17 protein-coding genes and 1 pseudogene are annotated in these 24,550 nt (G+C 62.1%); 7 read left to right on the forward strand and 11 right to left on the reverse strand.

Annotated elements, in window-relative coordinates; translation table 11 throughout:
* Window positions 1-222: 222 nt before the first annotated feature.
* Window positions 223-1,083 (forward strand): NmrA family NAD(P)-binding protein, encoded by an 861-nt coding sequence (locus VCS63_RS06420; RefSeq protein WP_323878968.1) that lies wholly within the window; start codon window positions 223-225, stop codon window positions 1,081-1,083.
* A 272-nt stretch (window positions 1,084-1,355) separates the two neighbouring features.
* Window positions 1,356-1,715 (forward strand): annotated as a pseudogene (locus VCS63_RS06425) (nucleotidyltransferase family protein); the annotation flags it as partial.
* Between the two features lie 10 nt (window positions 1,716-1,725).
* Here the strand turns inward: VCS63_RS06425 and VCS63_RS06430 are convergent.
* Window positions 1,726-7,716 carry an autotransporter outer membrane beta-barrel domain-containing protein gene (locus VCS63_RS06430; RefSeq protein WP_323878971.1) on the reverse strand — a complete coding sequence of 1,997 codons (5,991 nt, stop codon included), beginning with the start codon at window positions 7,714-7,716 and terminating at the stop codon, window positions 1,726-1,728.
* A 231-nt stretch (window positions 7,717-7,947) separates the two neighbouring features.
* On the opposite strand from VCS63_RS06430, the gene VCS63_RS06435 reads away from it, so the two are divergent.
* Window positions 7,948-8,952 carry an AraC family transcriptional regulator gene (locus VCS63_RS06435; RefSeq protein ID WP_323878973.1) on the forward strand — a complete coding sequence of 335 codons (1,005 nt, stop codon included), beginning with the start codon at window positions 7,948-7,950 and terminating at the stop codon, window positions 8,950-8,952.
* Window positions 8,953-9,545: 593 nt separating this feature from the next.
* Here the strand turns inward: VCS63_RS06435 and VCS63_RS06440 are convergent.
* On the reverse strand, window positions 9,546-10,211 hold the full coding sequence (locus VCS63_RS06440; protein WP_416379181.1) for an imm11 family protein: 666 nt from the start codon (window positions 10,209-10,211) through the stop codon (window positions 9,546-9,548).
* Window positions 10,212-10,406: 195 nt separating this feature from the next.
* On the opposite strand from VCS63_RS06440, the gene VCS63_RS06445 reads away from it, so the two are divergent.
* Both VCS63_RS06445 and VCS63_RS06450 read left to right on the forward strand, forming a co-directional pair.
* Window positions 10,407-11,363 (forward strand): DUF2332 domain-containing protein, encoded by a 957-nt coding sequence (locus VCS63_RS06445; RefSeq protein WP_063639476.1) that lies wholly within the window; start codon window positions 10,407-10,409, stop codon window positions 11,361-11,363.
* Window positions 11,364-11,684: 321 nt separating this feature from the next.
* On the forward strand, window positions 11,685-12,062 hold the full coding sequence (locus VCS63_RS06450; protein WP_207545743.1) for a hypothetical protein: 378 nt from the start codon (window positions 11,685-11,687) through the stop codon (window positions 12,060-12,062).
* 78 nt (window positions 12,063-12,140) lie between these two features.
* Here the strand turns inward: VCS63_RS06450 and VCS63_RS06455 are convergent, their stop codons facing one another.
* Window positions 12,141-13,109, reverse strand: a complete 969-nt coding sequence (locus tag VCS63_RS06455; protein ID WP_063639477.1) for a Bug family tripartite tricarboxylate transporter substrate binding protein — start codon at window positions 13,107-13,109, stop codon at window positions 12,141-12,143.
* Between the two features lie 59 nt (window positions 13,110-13,168).
* A complete protein-coding gene (locus VCS63_RS06460) occupies window positions 13,169-14,311 on the reverse strand; it encodes a 4-oxalomesaconate tautomerase (RefSeq protein WP_063639478.1) in 1,143 nt (380 codons plus the stop codon).
* Window positions 14,312-14,372: 61 nt separating this feature from the next.
* Here VCS63_RS06460 and VCS63_RS06465 point away from each other — a divergent pair, with 61 nt between their 5' ends.
* Both VCS63_RS06465 and VCS63_RS06470 read left to right on the forward strand, forming a co-directional pair.
* Window positions 14,373-15,299 (forward strand): LysR family transcriptional regulator, encoded by a 927-nt coding sequence (locus VCS63_RS06465; RefSeq protein ID WP_063639479.1) that lies wholly within the window; start codon window positions 14,373-14,375, stop codon window positions 15,297-15,299.
* Window positions 15,300-15,511: 212 nt separating this feature from the next.
* Complete coding sequence (locus VCS63_RS06470; RefSeq protein ID WP_063639480.1) at window positions 15,512-16,477, forward strand: fimbrial protein; 966 nt, start codon at window positions 15,512-15,514, stop codon at window positions 16,475-16,477.
* 11 nt (window positions 16,478-16,488) lie between these two features.
* Here VCS63_RS06470 and VCS63_RS06475 read toward each other — a convergent pair whose 3' ends face one another.
* From VCS63_RS06475 to VCS63_RS06505, 7 genes are all read right to left on the reverse strand, one after another.
* Complete coding sequence (locus tag VCS63_RS06475) at window positions 16,489-17,451, reverse strand: bifunctional GNAT family N-acetyltransferase/nucleoside diphosphate kinase regulator (protein WP_063639481.1); 963 nt, start codon at window positions 17,449-17,451, stop codon at window positions 16,489-16,491.
* Window positions 17,452-17,558: 107 nt separating this feature from the next.
* Entirely contained in the window at window positions 17,559-18,554 is a 996-nt protein-coding gene (locus VCS63_RS06480; protein ID WP_063639482.1) for a fimbrial protein, read from the reverse strand.
* The gene (locus tag VCS63_RS06485) at window positions 18,551-19,210 is read right to left on the reverse strand and encodes a molecular chaperone (protein ID WP_063639580.1); all 660 of its coding nucleotides are present in this window, start codon (window positions 19,208-19,210) and stop codon (window positions 18,551-18,553) included. Before VCS63_RS06485 ends, VCS63_RS06480 begins: the two co-directional genes overlap by 4 nt.
* Before the next feature lie 290 nt (window positions 19,211-19,500).
* Window positions 19,501-20,703: an aromatic amino acid transaminase gene (locus VCS63_RS06490; RefSeq protein ID WP_063639483.1), complete on the reverse strand. Its 1,203-nt coding sequence runs from the start codon at window positions 20,701-20,703 to the stop codon at window positions 19,501-19,503.
* 46 nt (window positions 20,704-20,749) lie between these two features.
* Complete coding sequence (locus tag VCS63_RS06495) at window positions 20,750-21,661, reverse strand: fumarylacetoacetate hydrolase family protein (RefSeq protein ID WP_063639484.1); 912 nt, start codon at window positions 21,659-21,661, stop codon at window positions 20,750-20,752.
* 47 nt (window positions 21,662-21,708) lie between these two features.
* Window positions 21,709-22,695, reverse strand: coding sequence for a Bug family tripartite tricarboxylate transporter substrate binding protein (locus VCS63_RS06500; protein ID WP_323878978.1), 987 nt, complete (start codon window positions 22,693-22,695; stop codon window positions 21,709-21,711).
* Window positions 22,696-22,895: 200 nt separating this feature from the next.
* Window positions 22,896-24,536, reverse strand: a complete 1,641-nt coding sequence (locus tag VCS63_RS06505) for a hydantoinase B/oxoprolinase family protein (protein ID WP_323878980.1) — start codon at window positions 24,534-24,536, stop codon at window positions 22,896-22,898.
* Between the last annotated feature and the right edge of the window lie 14 nt (window positions 24,537-24,550).

Below are 24,550 nucleotides of genomic sequence, written 5' to 3' on the forward strand. Positions count from 1 at the left end.
TGTCCTCAAGGACGGTTCTCGCCGAGTTAGAGCCGCTCGACACCCGGATCCCGATTGCGCACAATCATGGATATTGATCGGGCGTCCTGCGCTGCCCCCTTACTCCGAGGGGCACCGCCGTTACACAATGTGGCCAGCGATAGCTGGGACTCAGTTTGACTCGATGAGGCGCGGCCCGGATGCCGGGACGCTCGCAACGCGCATCAACCGGAGGATATACACATGTACATCATCATGGGGGGCACCGGCCACGTCGGGGCGGCTACCGCGCGCGCTTTGCTCGCGCGTGGCGCGGAGGTAACCATCGTTACCCGCTCGGCGGCTCGCGCCGCGCACTGGCGCGCTCGGGGCGCCGACATTGTCCAAGCCAATGTGGAAGACGTGGCGTCATTACGCGCCGCGTTCCGGCGTGGCCGACGCGCTTTTCTATTGAATCCTCCGGCGGACACCACCACCGACACCGACGTCGTCGAAAGACATACCGTTGCGAACATACTCGCCGCGCTCGAGGGATCCAGGCTTGAAAAAGTCGTTGCCGAGTCGACGGGCGGCGCCCAGCCGGGCAGCCGCATCGGCGATTTGAACGTGCTGTGGGAACTGGAAGAAGGGCTAAGGGCCCAGGCGTTGCCGGCGGCCGTGAACCGCGCTGCTTACTACATGAGCAACTGGGACGGGTTACTCGAAACGGTGCGCAACACCGGCGTGTTGCCCAGTCTTTTTCCGGCGGATCTCGCCATTCCGATGGTCGCGCCGAAAGACCTGGGCGAAGTCGCAGCCGCCCGTTTAATGTCGTCTCTCGACGACTGCGGCGTCCGCTACGTAGAAGGCCCGAGGCGGTATTCAACCAGCGACGTAGCGCGAGCGTTCGCGGAGGCCTTGGGCCGGCCTGTCGAGGTCCACGTCGTACCGCGAGCGGAATGGCAGCAGACGTTCGTCAACCAGGGGTTTTCTGAAGCCGCCGCTGAATCCTATGCCCGTATGACCGAGGTGTGCGTCGACAGCGGCTTTGACTTGTCGGACACCCCGCTGCGCGGATCGACCACCCTGGAGGCTTACATTCGGGACCTGGTGGTCCATGTCTGATAAAGCCAGCAACTGAGTACGCCACGACGCGCACGCTCACCAGCGCGCCGGCGCGAGCGTTCTGTCTACGAAGCGTATGGCAGCAGCGGAGATATGAGCTAACAGCTGCGACTGACCGATTGCGGCCAGGAAGCGGACGGCCAATGATTCCGGATATGCTAGTTCCACATATCAACCCACCCGAGATTCCAGTTTCCGGCGAAATGATGGCGAACGTTCGAGCAGGCTATGAGCAACGACTGTGCGACCTCGTCGAATCCTCTGAGCAACTGATGGCCGCGCTGCGGGCGGTTCGCTGCCTTGGTTTACCCTCGTGGTGCATCGGTGCAGGGGCCATCAGATCCTTGGTTTGGGATAACTTGCATGGCTTTCAGGTGCCCTCGAACGTGGATGATGTCGACGTGGCGTACTTTGATGCCGAAGCGCCTCTAGCTCTGGATGCCGAACTTCAAAAGCGGCTGCAGTTTTTCCTTCCCTCGCTCACCTGAGAAGTGACAAACCAGGCCAGAGTGCACGAGTGGCTCGCAGAAGCCCTCGGCCAGGTGGTTTCACCCCTAACGTCTTTGGACGATGGGCTGGCCACTTGGCCAGAGTTCGCCACCTGCGTTGGCATTTACCTGGACGGTGATGAATCGCTCTCCGTTAGAACCGATAGGCGAACTTCGCTGCGATATTGTGCGATTTTGCTTCGCTGCCCAATTCGGCGTCGTACCGGATCTGCAAATCCACCTGCTTGTTCGCGAACAGCTGCGCGCCCGCTCCCAGGCGTAGCGCCGCGCGGTCCAGGGGCGCCTGCATGCCGAAGCTCGGTGAGCGTTGGCCGCCGATGAACGACGCGCGCCCGTTCCACTCGTCGTTGGAACGAAGACCCACGCCGACCAGCGCGAAGGTGCGCAGGACGCTGCCTCCCTTCAGGTCGATACGGCCGCCGACTTCGACTTCGGGCGTGAGGATGGCGGTGTTGTAGCTTGACGACGCGATCTTCAGGCCCAGGTCGCCTGCTCCCTTCTCGTTGAATGCGCTGCTGCGGGCGTGCACCAGGTCCAGATTCACGGAGGGGCGCAGATAGAGTTGTTCCGTGCCGGCGGTGTAGGCAAGGCGGCCGCGCACGCCGAGCGAGTACGTGGGCGCTTCGCCCTTGGCGGTCGCGGAGAATCCGGGTGCGCCGATATGGCGTTTGGTGTCGAATTCGCCGTAGTTGCCAAACACGGCGCCGCTCAACTGCCAGGCGCCCAGGTTTTTCTTCAAGGTGATGGCGCCTTGCACGCTATTGCCGTCGGCGGATACGCCATCGTGGCTGCTGAAGCTGTCCGCCTGGTAGGCCAGCGACCCGCCAAGCAAGAGCCCGGAACCGACCTCGCGCTGGCCGCCGCCTTGCAGCGCAAAGGACTTCAGGCGCGAACTGCCGCGGTCCGCGTCGCCGCTGAGGGATGTCGTATTACCCCGCACGGTGACATACCCGCACTCGCCTTCGATCAGGATCGCACCCGCCTGCCCGGAGCCCGAAGCGAATTCCGGGCAACTCATGGACGCGTCGGCAATCCGCGACGCGTCGGCCGCCACGCGCGACAGCAGCGTCATCGTGCTGCGCGGTGACAATTCGCCGATCGCATCGTGATAGTTTTCCAGGCTGGATCGGGCCGTCGCATCCAGGCCCGCGAAGAATGGCCCCAGCGCCGAATTGCCCGAAGCAAAGACGTTTTCCAGCGTGCGCGCGACGCCGCCTTTGTGTTGGTTCAACCCCAATGCCGGCGCGTTGAAATGCGTGCCGGTGATCGCGACGTCGCGCCGATTTCCAGTCTGGCGCGTGGTGTATGCAAACAAGGGACTATCCGGCGTGTGTAGCGATCCAGCGGTGGGCCCCAAGGTGGTGAATACCGGCAGATACTTGTTCGGCATCGCGCTGGCAAGCGCGGGTTCGATCGTTCCGGCAAGCGTGGCGGAACCGGTGACCACATATTGCCCGCTGACGCTGTTGCTGTAATCCAGATGTGGAACGATGCGGCCGGCGGCCGTCTGGATCAGATGGCCGTCGACATACGAGACCTTGCCCGGCATGGCGATCAGGGAGCCGGCGTTGGTCAATGTGCCGCTTTGCGCGCCGGGAGGCGTCCCGTTGGGATTCTGGAAATTGCCGGAGATCGAGCCGCCCTGGAGCCAGGTGTTTCCGTAAATTTGACCCTGGTTGTCGACGTCGACCTTCTGGGAGCCATACGTGCCGACCGTTTTAATGGCGCTTCCCGAGGCGGCCCAGATCCAGGAGTTCTGGCCGACAGTAATCGTGTTATTGCTGTTGCCGCCCACGACCAGGATGCCTACGCCCTGATCGCCGGAACCGCCCGACACCGTGCCGGGGCTGGCGCCGCCTACGTTGACCTTGATGGTTCCGGCTCCCTGGCTTTGCGTCAGGACGCCAATTCCGTTTTCGCCGCTTGCGGCGATCGACCCTTGAACATTGACCGTCACGCCAGCTGACGATCCCCAACCGGAGCCGGCTGGATTTTGACCCAGGGAGACATCGCCGCCTGACGTGAACAGGCCGCCGCTAGTTGCGATGGATTGAGCAACCACGCCGTAGGCGCCAGCGCCTGCAACATTGATCTGCCCATTGGTGGACACATTGACGGCGCCGGCGTCTCCAGACGCCTCTGTCGGGACAAAAAATGCTGTTCCGACAAGCTTGGGCGTCTGGGCGTACTGGTATGACGTGACCACACCGCCGCCGCCACTGATCGACTGAGCAACAATGCCGTGGCTTCCCGTTCCCGTAGTATTGATCATGGTATCTGCAGGCAGGGAGATGGACACGGATCCGGCGGTGCCTGAGGACGAGAATTGATCCCCGCTTTCAGTATTCATTCCGATCAGCGAATAGTTAAGTGCAACGCCCTGGCTGACACCGACCAGACCGCCTCCGCCATTAATGCTCTGCGCCAGAATGCCGAAAGCACCGTTTCCCGAAGTCGCAATGTTCAGCGCTGCGCCCTGGTCATATGAAACTTGCACGGCACCGCTCTCCAGGGTTGTAGGTCCCGCTACGGTCGCGCCAAGTCGTACCGCAATTTTCCGCGTCGAGCCGTCAGGCACGTTGAGCGCTGACGAGCCAAAATTGGCAACGCCGCCACCGCCACTGATGGACTGGAGCACCGCGCCGTGTGCCCCATCGCCATAGGTCTGGATGCTGGTGCTGCTATCCCCTTGCCCGATATGCAATGACACCGAGCCGCCGGCACTGTCGCCGAGGGGTGGAGCGGCGAAGCTTCCTTCCCAGGCATAATTCAGCCCCAGTGTTGCCGACCCATTCGGATCGGCAGATCCGTCAATCGCCAAACCCCCACCGCCGCCAATGCTCTGGGCCAGAATGCCATAGGCATGAAGGCCGCTGTTCGGCGTCGACGACTTCGGGCCGTTAGAGCTTTGCCGGCCAGTCGAAATCGTCGCGCCGTTCAGAACGACTTGCACGTCGTTGCCATGTCCCAGGGTCGGTTCCACGTCCAATTGATCGGTGATAACGCTGCCGAGCGTAAGGTCGGCCTTAACCGATAGCTGCGAGCCCTTGTCGAGCGCGCCACCAGTCTCCGCGCCGACGGTCACGACCCGAGCGCGTCCTCCTCCGCCACCCATGCTCTGTGCGATCACACCGCTGGAATAGTCGCCAAGCGTCACGATCTTTCCGCCGGTACTATTGATCTTGACTGTGCCCGCGCTACCTGTGTTCAACGCCGTGGTGCCCAAATTTATCGTGCTGGTTAGATTTACGGGAACGGTGACCGTTACCCCGTCGTCCACCAGGTCTTGCGCCGCCAACGTGTCGGGCATACCGGAAAGCACGCCCGTCGAAGCATCGGCGCCGGCCGATCCCGCAGACCCTCCACCGCCGCCAATGGATTGGGCCACGATACCGGCCGAATCGATGCCGGAGGTCGTGATGGCGCCGTTGTGCGTCACGGTGACCGTATTGGCATGCCCACCGCTGCCGTCCTGGGCCGCCACATTGATCGTGCGCTTGACGTTCATGCCGACGGCGATTTTGTTGCCGTCCTCGTCGATCTCGCTTCCCACGGGAATATTGGCCACCGCCGTCGCCCAGGTGTTCAGCCCGGAGACATTGACGGCCGACCCCGAGCCCACGCCGCCACCGCCTCCAATTGACTGGACGAGCACTCCTTCGGCACCGTGGCCTTGGGTAGCGATGGCGCCATTGGCATTGACCGTGGCGTTGGCCGAGCCGCCGTCGCCGCCGCTGCTGCCGTGGCCGCCCACGCCGATGGCGAAGTCGGCGTTCTGGTTGGTCGACCAGCTATTGACGGCGGCATTGCCGATGCCACCATTGCCGCCGCCCCCACCGATCGACTGGACCAGCGCGCCGATAGCCCCGTCACCGGAAGTTGTGACGACCGAGGTCGATTGGCTGTTGCCGTCGCCCAGCGTAAAGGTGGTGGTCCCCCCATTGCCACCAGATCCGCCCGAACCGCCGACACCGTGGGCAACGTTGATTGCATTGGTCGAGGGCGTTATTTTGGTGCTGAGGAACGGTATCGGTATGCCGTAGCCAATTGTGCCGGCCATGGCCGAACTGTCGCCACCATTGCCACCGCCGCCGCCAATCGAATGGACGATGACACCGATACTGCCATCACCGGCTGTTGTGACCTTGGAACCGTCGCTAATGGTTGCAGTGGCTTGGCCGCCGCTGCCTCCCGAGCCGCCAGAGCCCCCGGTCGAGAAAGCCCCAGAGAACGTAATCTTCGCGCCTGGGTCTTCCGAACCGTTTGGTATCGCGATGGCATACGACGCCGCGGAGCCGGCGCCGCCATTGCCGCCGCCGCCGCCGACGGATTGGGCGACGACGCCGTGGGAATCGACTGACGGCAGGTTGACTGTCGTTACTTCGCCATTCCTCGTGATCTGAACGTTCTGCCCGCCCCCGCCCGTCGAAATGCTGGAATTCTGAACGGTGGCGGCCGCCGTGCCCCCGCTGCCGCCGGTATTGGCCGTACCGCCGACCGCCACGGCGATATCCAGGAGGGGGCCTGCGGACGTGGAATATGCGCCGCCTCCGGCGCCTCCGCCGCCCCCGATCGACTGGGCAAGCAGGCCTGTTGATGCCGTTCCTGTCGCGCTCAAGGTCAGCGCGTTGGTGGAGATCTTCGCGGTACCGCCTGCGCCCGCGATGCCGCCATTGCCGCCGACCGTGCTGGCGCCGATGGCGCCGGCGCCGGTGGCGACGCCGCCCATACCGCCGCCGCCGCCAATCGACTGCGCAACCACGCCTTGCGAAAGCTGGTTGCTCGTGCTGATGGCGCCGCCAAGGTAGGTGATATTGACGCTGCCGCCATTGCCGCCGGTACCGCCGGTACCGCCGTCGATATCGATCATGCCGCCGGCATCGCCGCCCATGCCGCCGCCCCCGCCCAGCGACTGGGCGACGATGCCCTGCGAGTTCGCGTTACTGGTAATGATCGTGCCGGAATTCGTGATGGTGATCGTGCCGCCGTCCGGGGTCGTACCGCCCGTTCCGCCGTGAGCATCGAATAGGCCCGATGCGCTGCCCCCGATGCCGCCGGCGCCGGATACCGATTGCACCAGAATGCCCGGAGCATAGCTACCAGAGGTGCTGATCTTGCCCGTATTGCCAACAGAAAGCTCGCCGGCGACACCGCCATCGCCGGCGGCCCCCGCATGGCTACCCCCGACATCCTGGGAATTGCCGCCGGCGCCACCGCTGCCCGTTATGGACTGGGCGAAGATGCCTATGGCGCCCGTGCCGGATGTGCCGATGAATCCCCCATTGTTCACGGAGACCGTCTGCGTGACGCCGCCGTTCCCGCCCGTTCCGCCTTTGCCGGTGCTGATCGGGCCCGCGGCAGAGGTGCCATCGCCGCCATTGCCGCTGACGCCGCGGGCGACGACGCCGATGGCATTGGTGCCGGAGGTCGTGATCACCATGCCGCTACCCATGGTCACGTCCACCAATCCGGAGTTGCCGCCATGACGGCCATTGGACAGATCCTTGACGTCGATAATGATGTAATTGGTGCCGTTGGTGCCTGTGCTTCCCGCAACGGAGGTCGCCTGCACGCCGAAGGCATCGGCGCCGGACGTCCCTATCGTGCCGGAACCTTGCGAGAAATCGACGGTCACGTTTCCCCCGTACCCGCCATACCCCCCCTGGAAACCGGGGCCATCGCCTTCGGAACCTGCGAACCCGCCCTGCCCGCCAGTGGATGTCGCCTGAACGCCAACCGCGTTGTCGCCCGACACGTTGACGCTAACGATCCCGGTTCCGGTCACGCCGACATCTCCGCCCGCTCCGCCATTGCCGCCGCCTGAACCCGTATCGCCGACACCAGGCGCCCCGTTCGCGCCGGTGCCGCCCGTGCTGCCGGCCCGCACGCCCGGGGCATTGCTGGTGATAATGTCGACGCCCGTCGAGCTCCCCGTGAGCCCGACCGTCACGCTCCCCGCGGTCTGTCCGCTCTGGCCGCTGTTCGCCTGCCCGCTACCGCCGGTTTCGCTCCCTCCCGCGGTGGATGAGCGGCTTCCGTCTGTGTATTGGTACACGGCATCTGCTGCATGAGCCGGAGCCGAGACCGCGAGCGTCAATAACAAGGGGGACAACGTGCGTTTCATTTTCTAGCCTCCGGCAAACTCGCGGCGACCGCCCGCAAAGGCTTGTTCCGCGGTGGGTACAGATGATTGCGGCGCCCGGCATTCGGCGCGCATGCGCAGCGCGTTATGGTCGTTTCCGCGTGCCTGGGGCGTCTATCGGTTTCGCGCCGCCGACTATCGGAAAAGCGCATTTTTTGTTGCGCCGCGATGAATGCCCAGTAATATGTGAGCACCCCGCACACGTGAACCTCGATGACCGCCACCCTGTTTGCCCAAGTGCCGTTCGAGCAGTATCGGATAGTGAATACCGCCGACCTCGACGAGGCGCGGCAGCAGATCGGCCGCGTGCTCAATTCATACCGCTTGCATGTCATTCGCGGGCGCATCGTACACAGCCGGCTGGAGCTCGTTCCGTGCGGGCGCCTGTCGCTGCTCAAGCTCAGGCATGGGTACGGGGCGGACATCAGCATCGATCCCGATTGCGAAGGCCTGGACGGCTATTACCTGCTGGTACTGCCTACGCAGGGGCATGCGGAATTTCATTTTGATGGGCACCACATAGAGGTGTCGCCGGACAAGGCATTCCTCCTAAGCCCCGACAGGCCGTTTCATTTCACGGCCAGCCATGACTACGAACAGGTCCTGCTACGCCTGGACAGAACGGCCATCGCCGACGCCTGGTGCAGCCTGACAGCTCAGGAGCAAGCGCCCGACATCTGTTTCGATGCGGTCATCCCCTTGCATACCGCCGGCTGGCAGGCGCTGATTCCCATGCTGCAATGGGTGGTGCGGTGCGCCGGCCTGCGCGAGGGAGAGAACGTCGCCCTGGCAGCCTTGCTGGCCCAGACCGAGATGCTGGTCGCCACCACGCTGCTATTGCACCAGCCCCACAGTATGGCGGCGCATCTTTGGCCAGCGCCGCCGCCTTCCGCGCCCCAGGCCATCCGCCGCGCACAGGGGTATATGCTTGAACACCTGGGCGAACGCCTGCCGGTGGCCATGGTCGCCAGCCACTGCGGCCTGTCGATCAGACGCTTACAAGCATTGTTCCAGGACGAGTGCGGGCAGTCGCCCCTGCAATGGCTGCGCGTGCAACGCCTGCAGGCGGTCCGGCGGGCCTTGTCGCAGGACGGGAACACGGACAAGGTCAGTGAGATCGCGGAGCGGTTCGGCTTCACACATCTGGGCGATTTTTCGCGAACGTACCGCCAGGCTTTCGGCGAAACACCATTACAGACGCGCCGCCGGATCTCATAACAGGTTCTCGGCTTCAGACCTGGGATGCGCTCTTCGAAGCAGTACGGGAATCGGCAAAGATCAAATCAAGAGTTTTGAACTCCTTTCTGGTGCCAATTTGCTCAAGAGTGCGTCCTCGCACAGCCCAATCCGCGCCGTCCGCTATTTCGATAGTCGTTCGGACGAGTGCTCTTGAGTCTGGCTGAGCCTTCGGATGCCCATCGGTATCGGACATTTGCACACACTGCTGCAATAGAAACACAAACGAACCCGAGGCGTTGGCACCGCAAAACAGGCGCTGGCCAAGCCCGCCCCGAACGACTGCTATGAGTCGGGATCTGTCTGTCATTCGATGACCGCTCCCGGCGAAAAACGGACATTCATTAAGGTCAAACGAGTGTTCGCTCTGAAGCGAAAAATGGCCCGAGCTTTCTACCTGATCTGCTGAAGGTGAGAGTTCGAATGAAGGCGGATTGTTTGTCATGCGCAAAGGCAGCCTGATGGGTGAACTCCAGCCACCTGACAATTGAGGCCGTCAGAGAGACGCCGTAACGGGCGGCGCACTGGCCCAGGAGATCAGGAGTGATCCGACGGCCGCGCACCAGGTGGTCTTGCTAAATATCGGCGACATCGCGCAGCCGTACGCCCGAGAAGTTGGCCGCACGCAATGCATCAAACATCGCGCGGTCGCAGATGGGCGGTGCTCCCATGCGATCCTGGCGGAAGATATGGGCATCTCCCACAACGTCCTGCTTGAACACCAAGCTGGCCCCGCCGACGAGGCTATAAAGTTTCTCGTCCTTGCCGGTCTGATCATTGTGGTCGAGCTTGATCCTCACACGAGAAGCGGCTTCATCCAGGGCATCCAGCCTGCGCAGCACATTGCCCAGGTAGTACCGAGGGGCGGGGCTGCCGTCAGCAAGGCTGAAGTCGCATGCCACAAATGCAAACGCCTCGGCGTCCAACTGCTCAAACAGTTGCTTCAACGGCTCCGACACAATCCATATGCCAGCAAGCTCTTCCAGATCGCGTGGCATTACGCCCTTCGCCGGTACATGAACCAGGTGGGGACGCTCCGGATACTGGTCTGGCATTCCATTAGGACGCGAGACGACATTCATCCCTGGATCGATCAGCTTCTCTTCGTTGGCGATTTCTATGCCGGGAACCCCGCCGTTGCCCAAGAAGCTGGCGTCGATCAGGAAAAATTCGCCCTTATGAGTTTCGGCTTCGGCGGAAACTTCAATGTCGGTGGGTTCGGTCATGGTGGCTTCCGTCATGGATGCGGGGGCAGGGCGGGAGTGCATTTGAGCCGATGCTAGCGGGGCTTTAGCGCAGCCACAAGTTTCGTCGAAACGGTGCCCAGGATACGTGATCCACGTGAGTCCCGGGAGGGTTCGGAAAATGGTCGACAGATGATAGCTCCCCGCGACCGATGCTAATCTGCCGAGACTCATCTGCGTATGGGAGATGTCATGGATCGAATTGCTGACCGCTATTTGAGATTTGCAAGAATCGAGGCGGCGGGCCGCTCGCCCTTGTATGAAAAATGGGCGTTGCATGTCGCGAATTCGTTTGACGCACTGGCGTTTTTACAGGGTCTGCCTGTCGATAAACAGCAACCCAATCTGCTGTTTGCAGCGTTCCGGCATACCGTAGGCGCGCCCACGTCGACCGCGGAGTTCGATGCAGGCCTGGCGCAACATGGCGCCGCCATCCGGGATCTTATGCTGACTCGTTCCACGCAGACTAACGAACCGGGGCGCTGTGCAGTATTGCTGCCTGCTCTCGCTTCGATCGGGGGCAAGATAGCGCTCATTGAAGTGGGGGCCTCTGCAGGGCTGTGCCTGCTGATGGACAAATACGGCTACAACTGGGGGTCCCAACGCCTGGTTCCGTGTGGAGACGATTCGGGTTATCCGGTATTTCCCTGTGCGGTCACCGGCGCGGGCTCGCTCCCCCACACCTATCCTGAAATTGTGTGGAGGGCGGGACTAGACCTGAGCCCAATCGACGTTCACTGCGATGAGGACAGGAAGTGGCTGGAGGACTTGGTGTGGCCCGAGGATGGCAATCGACTCGCGCGCCTTCAGTCTGCGCTGCGGATCTGCAGACGCGAGCCGCCTCAGATCGTCCGGGGCGATTTGCTGCGGGATCTTGCTTCCTTAATCGAACAGGCTCCGGCGGAAGCGACCGTGGTTGTGTATCACTCCGCTGTCCTGAACTACGTGATGGACCAGGCGCTGCGCAATGAATTCGCACGCAACATGTTGGCCTCGCGTTGCGTCTGGGTTAGCAACGAAAGTCCATTGGTTTTTCCACAATTCGTGCCCGCGGCCACGCCGCAACCGTCCGGCATGTTCCTGTTATGCGCCGATGGCCATGCGTTGGCCTGGACGGATCCGCATGGTGCTGCGCTGCAATGGCTGTGATTCAGCGCTTTCTTCACTACCCGCCGTCGGAATCTTCGTCATCAAGAGATGCAAGAGATCGCTTTGGGGCGATTGCCGTCGGTGCTCACTACAAGCAGGCTGGTCATCCCGTATCGGCATCAAAGCTTGCGACCGAGCCGATGGTTGAGCAGAACTATCGACTTCCGACGGTCTGATTTTTCGTTCGCGTTGCAGCCCCAAATGACCCGATTTTCATAGAGCAGCGGCGTTTAGCCATTGTTATTCGCAATCAGACAATCCTTAAGAATCCCATGGTTCGGTCGATACCCAAGGTGAGGCTATTCCTCAAGGAGATCTGGCGTGAACGGCAAGTTTTCGTTAGTTGTCGCGATAGCAATGCTGAGTGCATTTCCCATGTGCCAAGCAGAGACATCGATGGGGTCTGGGGTCATTCGTTTTAGCGGCCGAGTGGTCGAATCCCCATGCACAACCTCCTTCCAGGCCAACGGCTTGCGTATGGATGCTTGTCCAGTGCCTTCCCGCAACATTGATTTGGATGTGCGGCGTGTCCAGCCGAAATCGTCGCTCAGTGCAACGGATCACACGCCGGTGCAGGCTAAGCTGGTCGCCAGCAGGATGACCCTGGGTCGCTACTACGATCAGCAGTACACATTGGTTGATCGCGCCGGCAAGCCCGTCACTTCCGGCACTTACCTGGTTACCGTGACCATGCCTTGACTTGTCGTTGGGAGCCCTTGTATCTGGGCCCCCTCGGCAGCTCAAGGCGCCATTCCGACTCCACGGTGTCGGACTCATTTACAGCGCGGCGTGGATCGTCGAGGCCAGCCGTTTCCACTTGACGGCTTCTTCGCGCACGAACGCCGCCAGTTCGGCAGGGGTGCTGGTGCGCACTTCGGCACCCTGGTCGTCGATCTTGGCGGCCACGGCCGGATCGTTGAGCGCACCATTGAGCGCGCTGTTGAGCTTGGCGACGACTTGCGGATCGGCATTGGCGGGCGCGAATACTGCGTACCACTGCGCTACGTCCACGCCCTGCACACCCAGTTCGGCCAAGGTCGGCATGTCTGGCAGCACCTTGGCGCGGCGCGTGCCGGCTACGCCCAGCGCGCGGATCTTGCCCGACTTCAGGTGCGGATAGGCGCTGAACAGGCTGGGAAACATGACCTGCGTTACGCCAGCCAGCGTGTCAGTCATGGCGGGCGCCGAACCCTTGTAGGGAATCTCCAGCATGGCCGCGCCGGTGGCGCGGTTGAACAGTTCGCCCGCGACCGCTGGCGCCGTGCCCGGGCCGGCCGAGGCGTAGCTCAGGCCGTCGGGATGGGCCTGCCCATACTTGAGCAGGCCCGCCACGTCCTGCACGCCGATGCTGCTGGATACCACCATGAGCGTGGGAGAGTCAGCCACCATGCCGATCGCGGTGAAGTCGCGCACCGGATCGTAGTTGACCTTTTGCAGCGCCGGATTGATGCCGTGCGTGCCGATGTAGCCCAGCATCAGGGTGTAGCCGTCGGCCGGCTGGCGCGCCACGTAGTCGGCGGCGATGGCGCCCTGCGCGCCGGGCTTGTTGACCACGATGACGGTCTGGCCCAGCAGTTCGCCCATTTTCTGCCCGATCACGCGGGCCAGGGTATCGTTGCCGCCGCCAGCGGCGGTGGGCACCACCATGGTGATGGCACGTTCGGGAAATTCGGCGTGCGCGGCCGTGCTGCCCAGGGCCAGGCAAAGGGTGGCGGCGCACAAGGTGGCGCGGGTGGGAATAGCCATGTCATGTCTCCAGATGGATCTGTGGGCGGCCTCTGCGGACCGCTGTGTGTCGAGTTTTTTTACGCCGCGACCGGTTGGCGCGATGCCAGCCGGGCGCGTGCCTCCTGCTCTTGCCGTGCCGCGCCATAGCGCCCCGGCACATACAGAAGGCCCTTCATGATCTTGCGCGCGGTGCGCACCAAGCCGGCGGTCTGCACTTCGCCGCTGGCGTCGTTCAGCTTCACGTCGATGTCCATGGCGCCCGACGGATGTTCGATGCGTACGCCCCGGTAGCCTGGTAGCGGCGCCGGGCCGCCACAATCATGCGCGACCGTGCCCGGCATGAGAAAGGCGGCGGCCACGCCCACCGCGCCAGTGGCGGCGTGGGCGCGGTGGCAGGCATGAGGCGTGAAGTAACGGGAGCGCAGAGACGGGACGGAGATGTCGCTGCCCGGCGCGAGCAGCACCGGCTTGGGGATGACGCTGTCCGATACATCACCCAGGCCCATGCGGGCGCCGGCTTCGCGGCGAATGCGTTCCAGGCGCGCAAGCAACGCGGGGTTGGCGTCCAGCTCCGCGGGCGATTCGTCGCCGCGCAGGCCAAGGTCCGCCGCAAGGAGCAACACCATGGGCATGGCGGCGTCGATCAGCGTGGCGGCCACGCCGTCCACCGTTTCCTGGCGTCGCCCGGTGGGAAACAGGCGGCCGGTGACCGCTCCCCAGGCGTCGAGGAAATTCAGGCGCACGGGGGCTGCGGCGCCCGGCACGCCGTCGATGCGTGTGTCGCCCTCGTAGGTCAGGCGGCCGCCCGGCGTCTGCACCACGGCCTCGATCACTGCGCCTGTGTTGACGTTGTGGACGCGCACCGAGGTTTCACCATCGGCCGCGGCGATCAGCCCCTCGTCGATGGCGAAGGGCGCGGCGCCCGACAGCATGTTGCCGCAATTGGGACGGGTGTCGACGCTGGCCCGGTCTACGGAGACCTGCGCGAACAGATAGTCGATATCGCAGTCCGGCCGGGTCGAGCGCGACACGATCGCGACCTTGCTGGTCAGCGAGTTACCGCCGCCCAGGCCGTCGACTTGCAGCGCGTGGGGCGAGCCCATGGCCTGCAGCAGCAGCCGGTCGCGGTCGGCGGGATTGGCCGGCAGCCAGTCTGCCAAGAAAAAGGGGCCACGGGAGGTGCCGCCGCGCATCAGTACGCAAGGGATGATCGTTTCCATGCGGTGCATTCTCCGACGTGGCGGTTATTATTTGAATTGCAACTTACGGATGGATTAATGCATGGCGCGCATCAATTTCGATTTACAGGAATTGCAGGCTTTCGTTGCGGTGGCCGAACGCGCCAGTTTCCGCGCCGCGGCCGAAGACTTGAACCTGTCGCAGCCGGCGCTGAGCCGCCGCATCGAAAAACTGGAAGACTTGCTGGGCGCGCGTCTGCTGGAGCGCACGACCCGCCGCGTGGCATTGACTCACGTGGGTCGCATCTTCCTGGAACGGGCACGCGGCGCCATCGACGAACTGGAACGCGCGGTGCTCAGCATCGGCGACCTGGCGGCGCAGCGTGGCGGGCTGGTGACAGTGGCCTGCGTGCCGTCGGTGGCCTATTACTTCCTGCCTGCCATCGTCCGCGAGTACGCCGAGCGCTTTCCGCGCATCCGGGTCCGCATCATCGACGAGACCGCCCACACCGTGCTCAATAGCGTCGTGACCGGCCGTGCGGACTTTGGCATCAGCTTTTTCGGCACCCAGGAGCCGGACGTGGATTTCAAGGCAGTGTTGCGCGAAGACTTCGTGCTGGCGGTGCGGCGCGACCATCCGCTGGCCGCGCGTCGCAGCGTGTCGTGGGAAGAGCTGTCGCAGGAACGCTTCATGACCGTGGCCAAGGAAAGCGGCAACCGCCTGCTGATTGACGACGCCCTGGCCAAGAGCGGCAAGCGCACGGTCAGCGCCTTCGAGGTCAGCCACGTCATGACCCTGCTGGGTCTGGTGGAGGCGGGCCTGGGCGTGGCGGCCGTGCCGCAGCTGGCGATGCCGCCAGCCGGCCACGCGACCTTGGCCGGCATCAAGCTGGAACATCCACGCGTCACCCGCAGCCTGGGGTTGATCTCGCGCCGGGGCCGCCCTTTGGCGCCTGCCGCGCAACAGCTCTACAACCTTGTCCTGCAGGCCGGCAAAGGCGCCAAGCGCGGCCCTCCCAAGCAAGCTTGACGCCGCGCCCTGAGTCTCCGACCCCATGGAGCCGCAAGCCGCCGCCAATCCGCGCACTACCTGCCATTGTCTGCGGGAAAGGCAAGGAAATTAGGACTTGTCTGATGGAGCGCCCGCCGGCTGCTCTATAGGCTCTAAGGCTCTTTTTCAGAGCGCTCTCAATTGCTGACTGACAAAGAGGAGCGACAGGCCCATAGGAGAGTACAGGCAGCATGAACCATGGCAAATTCCCCCACGGCAAACTGGCTATCCGCATCCTCGTTGTCATAGTCGCTATGTTAGGTGTCATGGATACCGCCCAGGCAATATGTTTTGGGCACTCCACGCGCTACCTTACTTATGCCGGCCCCATCAATCTCACGATACCGACCGGTACGCCGGATGGAACGCTGGTCTACACCGAAGCCCAGGTCATCCCTCGCAGCGAATTCGATTGCACAAGCGAGGAGCTTTGGGGGCTGGAACTGGCCCCCGGGCGTGGGCGTGTTCCGAAGCCGAACGTGGAAGAATTTCCCCTCGGCAATACCGGGCTTTCCTTTAGGATCAAGACGAAACTGGGAGATGGCTTGGCTTATATCGCGTCATTGGCTCCGCTCAGGTGGGGCTTCTACCACCTCGAAGGCGACGTGATCCTGGAAATCTACAAAACTGGTCCCTTGGCGCCTCGCAGAGTCGTCGGCGCGGGCGATCTGGGGCTTGTGAGATATGGTCCCAGAAGAATCGTGGATCTCGTGCTGGGTCGAGACATCAATGTCGTGGCTGGATCCTGCGAAACGCCGGATGTCGCGGTGGCAATGGGCGACAACTACAAGTTATTCGACTTCGGCGGCCCAGGCTCCACCACCCGCGAAGTTCCTTTCTACCTCCAGCTGAACAACTGTCCCGCAGGGATCACCAAGATCAATTACCAACTGCAGGCGCTCACCCCGGTCATCAACGCTACCCTAGGCGTCGTTGGACTTAACCGGACGTCGTCCGCCGCGGGCATCGGCCTGCAGATCAAGGACGCAAACGGCCTGCCCGTGCCGTTGAACACCATGCGCACGTTCAGCGGCTACCCCACCAATGGCACCAACTTCCGGGTCCCTCTGGCCGCCAACTATTACCGCGTGGGCACCGAGCCGCTCAGGCCCGGCGCCGCCAACACTGAGGTAACCTTCATCATGAGTTACCTGTAGCGAACGCGGATCTACAGGTGGAAATCGCCAGCGGCTTCAGGCTGGTAAAGCACTTTTCTGATGCCGATCCGGCGGGTTCGGTCCGAAATTCGCCAGTCGATAGCGTCGCCCTCCCGATAGCCCAGGATGGCGGCCCCTACGTCGGAACACACGGAAAACTTGCCGGCGCTGCTGTCGGCGTCTTCGGGGTAGACCAGGGCGACTTCCATTTCTTCGTCGTCCAGTTGCAGCAAGGCCCTGGAATTCATCGTGACCACGTTCCCCGCGACCTGCTCGGGCTTGACCACGATGGCTCGTTCAATCTCGTGCTCGAGTTCGACAACAGCCGGGCCATACTCGAGTTCGATCAGGTTCTTGAGGCGGGCCTTGTCGATTTCAGTGATGTAGATATCAGTGGAATCAACGATGGCGCCCTCGCGCAGCAGCCGGAGATAGCGCCCCGCAGTGAGGGACAATGACTTCAGTGTTGGCGTTTCGCTTTCGAGCAGAAAGCCGGTGCGCAGAAAGGCCTTCAGCGAGCGCACATTGTCCGGGTGAATCTTGGCGATGAGCTTCTCGGACCGCATATCCAGGAAGGCCAGTTTCATGCCTTCGCGGATCGTGCTTGCGCCCAGGTTTTGGCCCCAGTTGTCGCTGTCGCCGATGACCAGGACGATTTCGCAGTCCGGGCCGGTCTTGACGAGACGCACGAACCCCACCGGGGTGTCACGCCTGTCATAGGCCATGAAGAATCGGCCGCCCTGATTAAACAGATGGGTCAGAATCGGCAGTTGCGTCCGATTGATGGCTTGTTCGATAAAGCGCGAGACATGGCGCGAATCGCTCAAGTAGCAGGTGACGCGCTCGTCTTCCAACCAGTCCATCAGAGTCAGCGCGTGTGCCCGAGTGATTTCAGGGCACAGCGAAATGAAAGGCTTGTTCATCTTCACCACACTTATTTGTAAAGGATGAAAGCCCTTCATGGCTATGGCCATGACGGTTCTTTCGGCAAATCCGCGATTTTAGGACGGAAGCGAGCGGATGTCGAAAAGGCGCGCCACGGCCGCGCCTGCGAGGCAGATCTCTCAGGCGCGGGTTTGGTCTATTTATAGTAAATATCAAATGTTGCGCCGGCGCTGAAGCTTCCCACTTTGGGCTGATCGGTGAGCCACTTCAGTTGTGCGGTAAACCGCTTGGTCACCAGCTGGTCGCCGGTGGGTGAAGTCAGCTCGAATTCCCGATGGAATGGCAGCGGCACTTTATTGTCGCGCAGCAGCATGATCCCCACGGAATCATTTTGTCTGGGCACCAAGGTATCCCCGCCTTGCACCGTCGCGTCTATGGGTGTCATGACGGCAGAGATGCCATAGACGCTGGAACACGATTTGCTGATCAGGATGGAAAAATCTTTCTCTTTGGCAACCGTTGAGGCCTTTGCAGTAGATACGTGCAGTCTGCCGAAGTCGATGGTTTGGGGAAGTATTTGCAGTTGGGAAAAGCAATCGATGAATCGTATTTGCTCCAACCCCTGAACAGTCATGCGAAAGTTCTTGTCCGGCTTGGCATTGATTCCGTTCGCGCCATCGATCTGGAAGGCGTCATACGACGCAATGCCTGCGAGCGGGCCATCCTTGCCTTTGCTTTGCTCCGCGGTCGACCGCTTGGCGACAAAAAAGTTATAGGAAAGCGTGAACCGATTTTTACGGCTAGTGCAGGAAGGCCCGATGCAGGGATCAATAATGCCTATCTTGGTGCGGCACTTGGGCAGGCTGCTGCATGTCATGTCGACTCCACCCAAGTTCACGCCGAACTCGAGGTCCGGGCCCAACTGCACCATGCCCTGATCCGTGGGGCTCAGGTAGAAGTAAACATCTTCACCCATGCCCCAATTTGTTTCCTGGTAGCAGATGATTTCTGTGACGTAATCAGGGGAGCGCCACAGAATCATGCCTTTGGGGGCCGTGCTGGGAACCGCTATCGTGCCGTTGAAGGATATTGTTGCGGTCGAGTTGGTGCCGTCCTGCAGGCATATGGCGGCAAAGCTGCTTTGGGAGAACAACAGAGCCCCAAAGAAAATGATCGAGAGGAGAAATTTCATGTTTCCACTTCCGGCTGGCTGACGACGACGACATGGCTATGCTCCCGGCCGCTATCCGAGACGAGGTTGTATTGCAAACGTTCTATGGCTTTTTCGCAGCCTTCGGTTTGCAGCGTGGCTTCGGAAAATGGGGCAAGCATCGTGTGTGGAATATGGATTCCGCAATTTTTCCCGGATTTTTCCTGCAATTTCAAATCGGTGATCGTCAGGTAATAGGGTGAAGGGTTTATCGCCTTGACTGCGCCTGTTTTACGGACGCGTTGCCACCTCAGGCTGTTTGCGGCTTCCGCTGGAGCGACGGTCAGTTGAGGGCGATAGAAGAACTTGTATCTGTGCCGCAAAGCCACTTGCAGGGTGTTTCCGGGGCTGGGCGCAAGTGGGGCGCTTAGCAGGCTCAGCAGAAAATAGGATTCTCTGTCCTGCGGCAATCCAACGCCTTGATAGAACACCTCGACCGAGCCCTGCTCATGCGGAGGAATACTGATCACGGGGCGGGATACGACCATATGAGGGTCCGCCTGCCGCCCGTCTCCCCAGTCAAGGGAGATATTGGCCAGCGCGGCGCTATCGTCGGAATTGACGAGCTGCAGTAAAACCCTACGCTGGTCGCCTGTGAATATCACCCGGTTTTTTCCCGCTAGCTGGATATCAGCCATGGAGGGGAACGAGGCCAGGAAAGCGCATGCCAGGAGCACTATTCTGGCAAATCCGAACACGATGTTTTTTGATGTGGAAAATACTCTCACGGAAAATCGCCCGCGCCAGCTGGACGTAGCCTGGCCTTATGAATTTGTGAGAGCTTAGCAAAGCAAGCGTGGATTTTGCTCTTGCTGCGAGTAATTTAGGAAATGCCTTACTAAAGCGGGCCGCTTAGTGGAAAAGAGACCGCGGTTGTGCCGCGTTCAGGCCAAATGGGCGCTTCGGCCTGGACGTGGGGGCAGGGCGTTCAGCGCCGCGCGGCGGCCGCAATGGCGCGTCCTACGTAATCGATGTTGCCATCCGTCAGGCCGGCCACGCACAACCGGCCGGACTTCAGCAGGTAGACGGCATGTTCCTGGCGTAGCGATTCGACTTGCAGAGGGTTAAGCCGCAGGTAGCTGAATAGCCCTTGCTGCTGTTCAATGTATTGCCAGGCGTCGGCCTCGCCGGTCAGTTGTGCCAGGGTGGCGGACAGGCGTGTGCGCAAGCCGGCTAGCCGCTTACGCATCTGCTCCAACTCTTCGGCCCAGAGTCGCCGCAGCTCGGTATCGTTCAAGACGCAGGCAATGAGCGCGGCGCCGAACGTGGGAGGGGTCGAATAGTTACCACGGATGAGGGATTTGACCTGGCCCAGTGCCCGGTCGGCGGCGGCGGCATCATGGCAAACGATATGCAAAGCGCCGCAACGTTCGCCATACAGAGAGAAGTTCTTCGAGAAGGAGCTGGCGACCAGGCACTCCAGGCCGGCGCGCGCCATCATCCGGATGGGCGCCGCATCTGCTTCCAGGCCTTGGCCGAATCCCTGATACGCCAGATCGAAGAAGGGTATCAAGCCCTGGCGCTCGAACAGCCCGGTCAAAGCTTCCCACTGCTCCGAGGATAGGTCCACTCCAGTGGGATTGTGGCAACTGGCGTGCAGTACGACGATGGAGCCCTTCGGCAAGGCCTGCAGCGCGGCCAGCATCTGCGCGAAGCGCACGGTGGCGGTCGCGGCATCGTAGTAGGGATACTCATGTACGGCGAATCCCGCTTGACGGAAGATCTGGCCGTGGTTTTCCCAGGTTGGATCGCTGACCCAGATGGCGGCTTCAGGGCAGGTACGGCGCAGCAGGTCCGCACCCACTTTCAAGGCACCGGTCCCGCCCACGCTTTGCACGGTCACCACGCGGTCGGGTTCCGGGCCATTCGCGCCGAAGACGAGGGATCTGGCGGCGTCGCGATACGCCGCCGATCCGGGAATGGGCAGATAGGGGTGCGGCGTGCCTGCCTGCGCGAGCATGTCGCGAGCCTGGCGCACGGCGTGCATCACCGGAATATTGCCATTCTCATCGAAGTAGGTGCCGATACTGAGGCTGACTTTATTGGGGGTTGGGTCGTTCTGGAATGCTTCAACCAGCGCGAAGATCGCGTCGCCGCTTACCGCGGGCAGGGGAGAAAAAAGCGACTGCATGGAACTGCCTCATGAAGAAGAGAGCGGCCACGGTCAGGCCGGGATTTCAGCGTGATGCTTGTATCTGTACCGCCAGCGTGCCGATGCCTTCGATCGTGGCACTGACTTCGTCGCCGACCTTCAAGAACGTGCCCTGTGGCGCGCCCACGCCGGCGGGCGTGCCAGTCAGTATCAGATCGCCAGGCTCCAGCGTCATGATGCGGCTCAGGGTCACCAGCTGTTCCCGGATGTCGAACACCATGCCGCTGGTGCGGGCATCCTGTTTGATCTGACCGTTGACACTGAGCTTGAGGCCCAGGTCCATGGGGTCGCGGATGAATGCTGAGGGCACCAGCCTGGGGCCCAGCGGGCAGCTCGTGTCATGGGCTTTGCCGGCCACCCAGTCCAGCTTGTAGAAGGTGTCGGGCGCTTTGTTGAGATCGCGTGCCGACATGTCCACGGCAACGGTATAGGCGGCGACATGCTCCAGTGCATTTTCCAGGCTCACATTCCTGGCGGTCTTGCCGATAACCAGTGCAAGTTCGATCTCCCAGTCCAGGCGCTGGCAATCGATAGGCATGCGCACCGTGGGACCTTCTCCAACCACGGCCTGGCGCGGCGGTTTGAAAAAAAAGAACAGGCGCTGCGCCGACTTGTTCGCCGCGTCAGGAACATTCATCTCGGCCAGATGGTCGTGGTAGTTGGCGCCGGCGCAAAGCACCTTGCCTGGGTACTGCAGCGGGGCCAGGTGCCGTACTGTCCCGGTGACCTCGTGGCCCGCGAGCGCCGCCCGGCGGGCGGCCGCCTGTTCAAGCAGCGCCAGCGAGCGCGGCCAGTCTTCGAAGAGGTCCCGGACCGACGTGTCCAGAGCCGGCAGGTCCAGTAATTTGGCACAGGCGGCCAATGGGTAGTTCCTGCCGTCGATTTCCAGGCAGGCGACGGGGCGAGCGGCAATGTCGAGAGTGGTCAATGCAAACATGGGGTGAAGATCCGACGATAGGGAAGGATTGGAGGGCGCGATGAGGTTCAGTCGACTACGAAGCCGGACTGGACCACCGTATCGCGCCACTGCTCGAGTTGCTCGCGTGCCAGCGCATCGACGGCTTGCGGCGTGCCGCCCGCCGGACGCATGCCGAGTTCCGCGATGCGTCGTGCCACGTCGGGCAGCGCGAGGATGTCATTTACTGCTGCGTTCAGTTTGTGGACGACCGGCTCGGGCGTGCCGGCTGGCGCGTACAGTCCAGCCCAGCCGGAGGTTTCCAGTTCGCCCAGGCCCAGCTCGCGCATGGTTGGCGTTTGCGGCAGGGCAGGTTCACGCTGCGCGCTGAAGGTCGCCAGCACGCGCAGCTTGCCGGCTTGGGCCAGCGGCACCACTTCGCCAGCATCCATCACGATGGCGTTGATGTGGCCCCCAAGCAGCGCGGTAACCGCGTCCTTGCCGCCTTTGAACGCGATGTGCTCCAGAGGCGTGCCCAGTCGTTTGGCCAGCGATACTCCCAGGAAATGCTGCAGGCTGCCCGTACCAGACGTGCCGTAGAACGTCTTGTCGGGATGCTGTCTGGTCCAGGCGCGGAATTCCTCGAACGAGGCGATGGGGCTATCCGCCGCGACGGCGAGCACGATGTCCCAGCTCACCAATTGCGTCACTGGCTTGAGATCGGTAAAGGGGTCGTAGCTCAGCTGGCGGAACAGATGCGGATAGAGAAAGATCGCCACGCCGGGCGCGACCAGCAGGTTGTTGCCGTCCGGAACCGCGCCCTTGACCGCCTGAATGGCGATGCGCGTCTGCGCGCCAGGGCGGTTTTCCACCACCACGGGCCGCTCCAGATAGCTGGGAAGTTTTTCCGCCACGATTCTGGCGATGGTGTCAAAGGAGCCGCCTGCGGGCAGGCCCACGACCAGCTTGGCCGGTTGCTGTTGCGCATGACTCGAGGCAGCCATCAACAGGCCGGCCAGCGCAAGATACTTGAGTCGGGTGATAAAGGAGGACCCGCCAGGCACGGCATTCTTCATCTTGTCTCCACGGTCTTTTTATATGGGTTGACCCTGGCCGGGATTTTAGGCGGCTGGTGAAAACCGTCTAATGAAGAATAGTCATCGGGTGAAAGTAAAGAGGAATGTCAGAAACTGGAAGCGCGGGCGTCGACACCGCGGAGCGATCTCCGCGGCTGCCGTGTGGACAACGTTTGTCGCGCTTCATGCGCGAATCTCGATCAACCAGGGTAATAGCCCTGTCGGATATCGTTTTCACGGGCGAGCGGTGAACGTCGCTCGGGGTCGCCATAACCTCCCCCGCCGGGCGTGTAGACCTCAATTACGTCGCCTGCCTGCATGGCGATTCCCTGATCCTTGGAGACATGGGCCGGCACGTAGGCCGTGCCGTCTCGATAGACCGTGACCCGCGTGCGTCCGCCGTCCTCGCCGCCAGCGGCGCCGGGCGGGCCGAATTTTCCGTGATCCATGACCATGGACGCCCGCGCCGAGCCCGCCCGCAGGCGGATGCGATAGTGGATGCCCATGCCCCCGCGGAACTCGCCGCGCCCGCCTGAGCCTTCGTGGATTGCGTAGCGCTCGAAGAGTATGGGATACAACTGTTCCTGCACTTCGACAGGGGCCGCCTTGGATATTCCGATGGTGGAGCAGCCATTGGTCAGCCCGTCGCCTCCCGGATGGCCGCCATAGCCGCCTCCAGAAATCACGTACATGACATAGGAGCGTCCGTGCATGGGATCGTCCCCGCCAATAGCGAGGTTGGCTGTCGTGCCCGCGGGGGCGGCGAACAGGCGGTGCGGAATCGCCTTCTGCAAGGCGTCGAAGACCGCCTCGGCGATGCGCTGGCTGACCTCCGCCGCGCAACCGGATACCGGCCGGGGATACTTCGCATACAGGAAAGTGCCTTCGGGATCCTGGATACGCAGCGGCTCGAACAGGCCCGCGTTGATGGGCAGTTCCGGGAAAACGTGCTTGATCGCGAGGTAAATGGAAGAGCGCGTGGTGGCAATGACGCTATTCATGGGGCCCGCGCAGGGGGGGCTGGATTCGCTTAGGTCAAAGTTCATGAGTTCGCCTTCCTTGCGGATGCGAACGGACACCTTCAGCGGTTGGTCCTGGACGCCGTCGGAATCCAGAAAGGCCTGGCCGTGGTACTCGCCGTCGGGGATGGCGGTGATCACGGCGCGTGTCTGGACGGAAGCCTGGCGCTTGAGTTCGGCGATGGCGGCATCGACGGTGTCCAGGCCGTATCGGTCCAGCAGCTGAGTCAACCGGCGTTCGCCGATAGCCAGCGCGGCGGCCTGGGCCTTGATGTCGCCGATGCGTTGCTCGGAGATGCGAATGTTGGACATGAGGATGGACAGGATTTCCGGATCCAACTCCCCCTTCTTGTACAGTTTGACCGGGGGTAGACGCAGACCTTCCTGCTCGATTTCGGTGGCGTGAGCGGAGAATCCACCGGGAACCATGCCGCCCATGTCGGGCCAGTGGCCGGTGTTGGCCAGCCAGGCGTAAAGCTTGCCGCGATAGAAGTAGGGCTTGACGAAGCGCACGTCCATCAAATGTGTACCACCTAGATAGGGATCGTTGACCATGAAGATGTCGCCCGGGGCGATATCCTTGGCCAAGGCGATCACGGCCTGGGTGGAGAACTGCATGGTACCCACGAATATGGGCAGGCCGAGCTCTCCTTGAGCAATCAGTTCACCGCTGTCCCGGTGGTAAATACCGTTGGACCGGTCCTGCGATTCGGAAATGATGGGCGAGAAGGCCGCACGGCAATGCGCGAGGTCCATTTCGTTGCACACCTGATGAAGTCCGCTCTGGATGACGGTCAGCGTCACGGGGTCGATATGGGTCATGGGAATGCATCTGC

This window comes from Achromobacter sp. D10, assembly GCF_035282245.1.
In the GTDB taxonomy this organism is placed as follows: domain Bacteria; phylum Pseudomonadota; class Gammaproteobacteria; order Burkholderiales; family Burkholderiaceae_B; genus Achromobacter; species Achromobacter insolitus.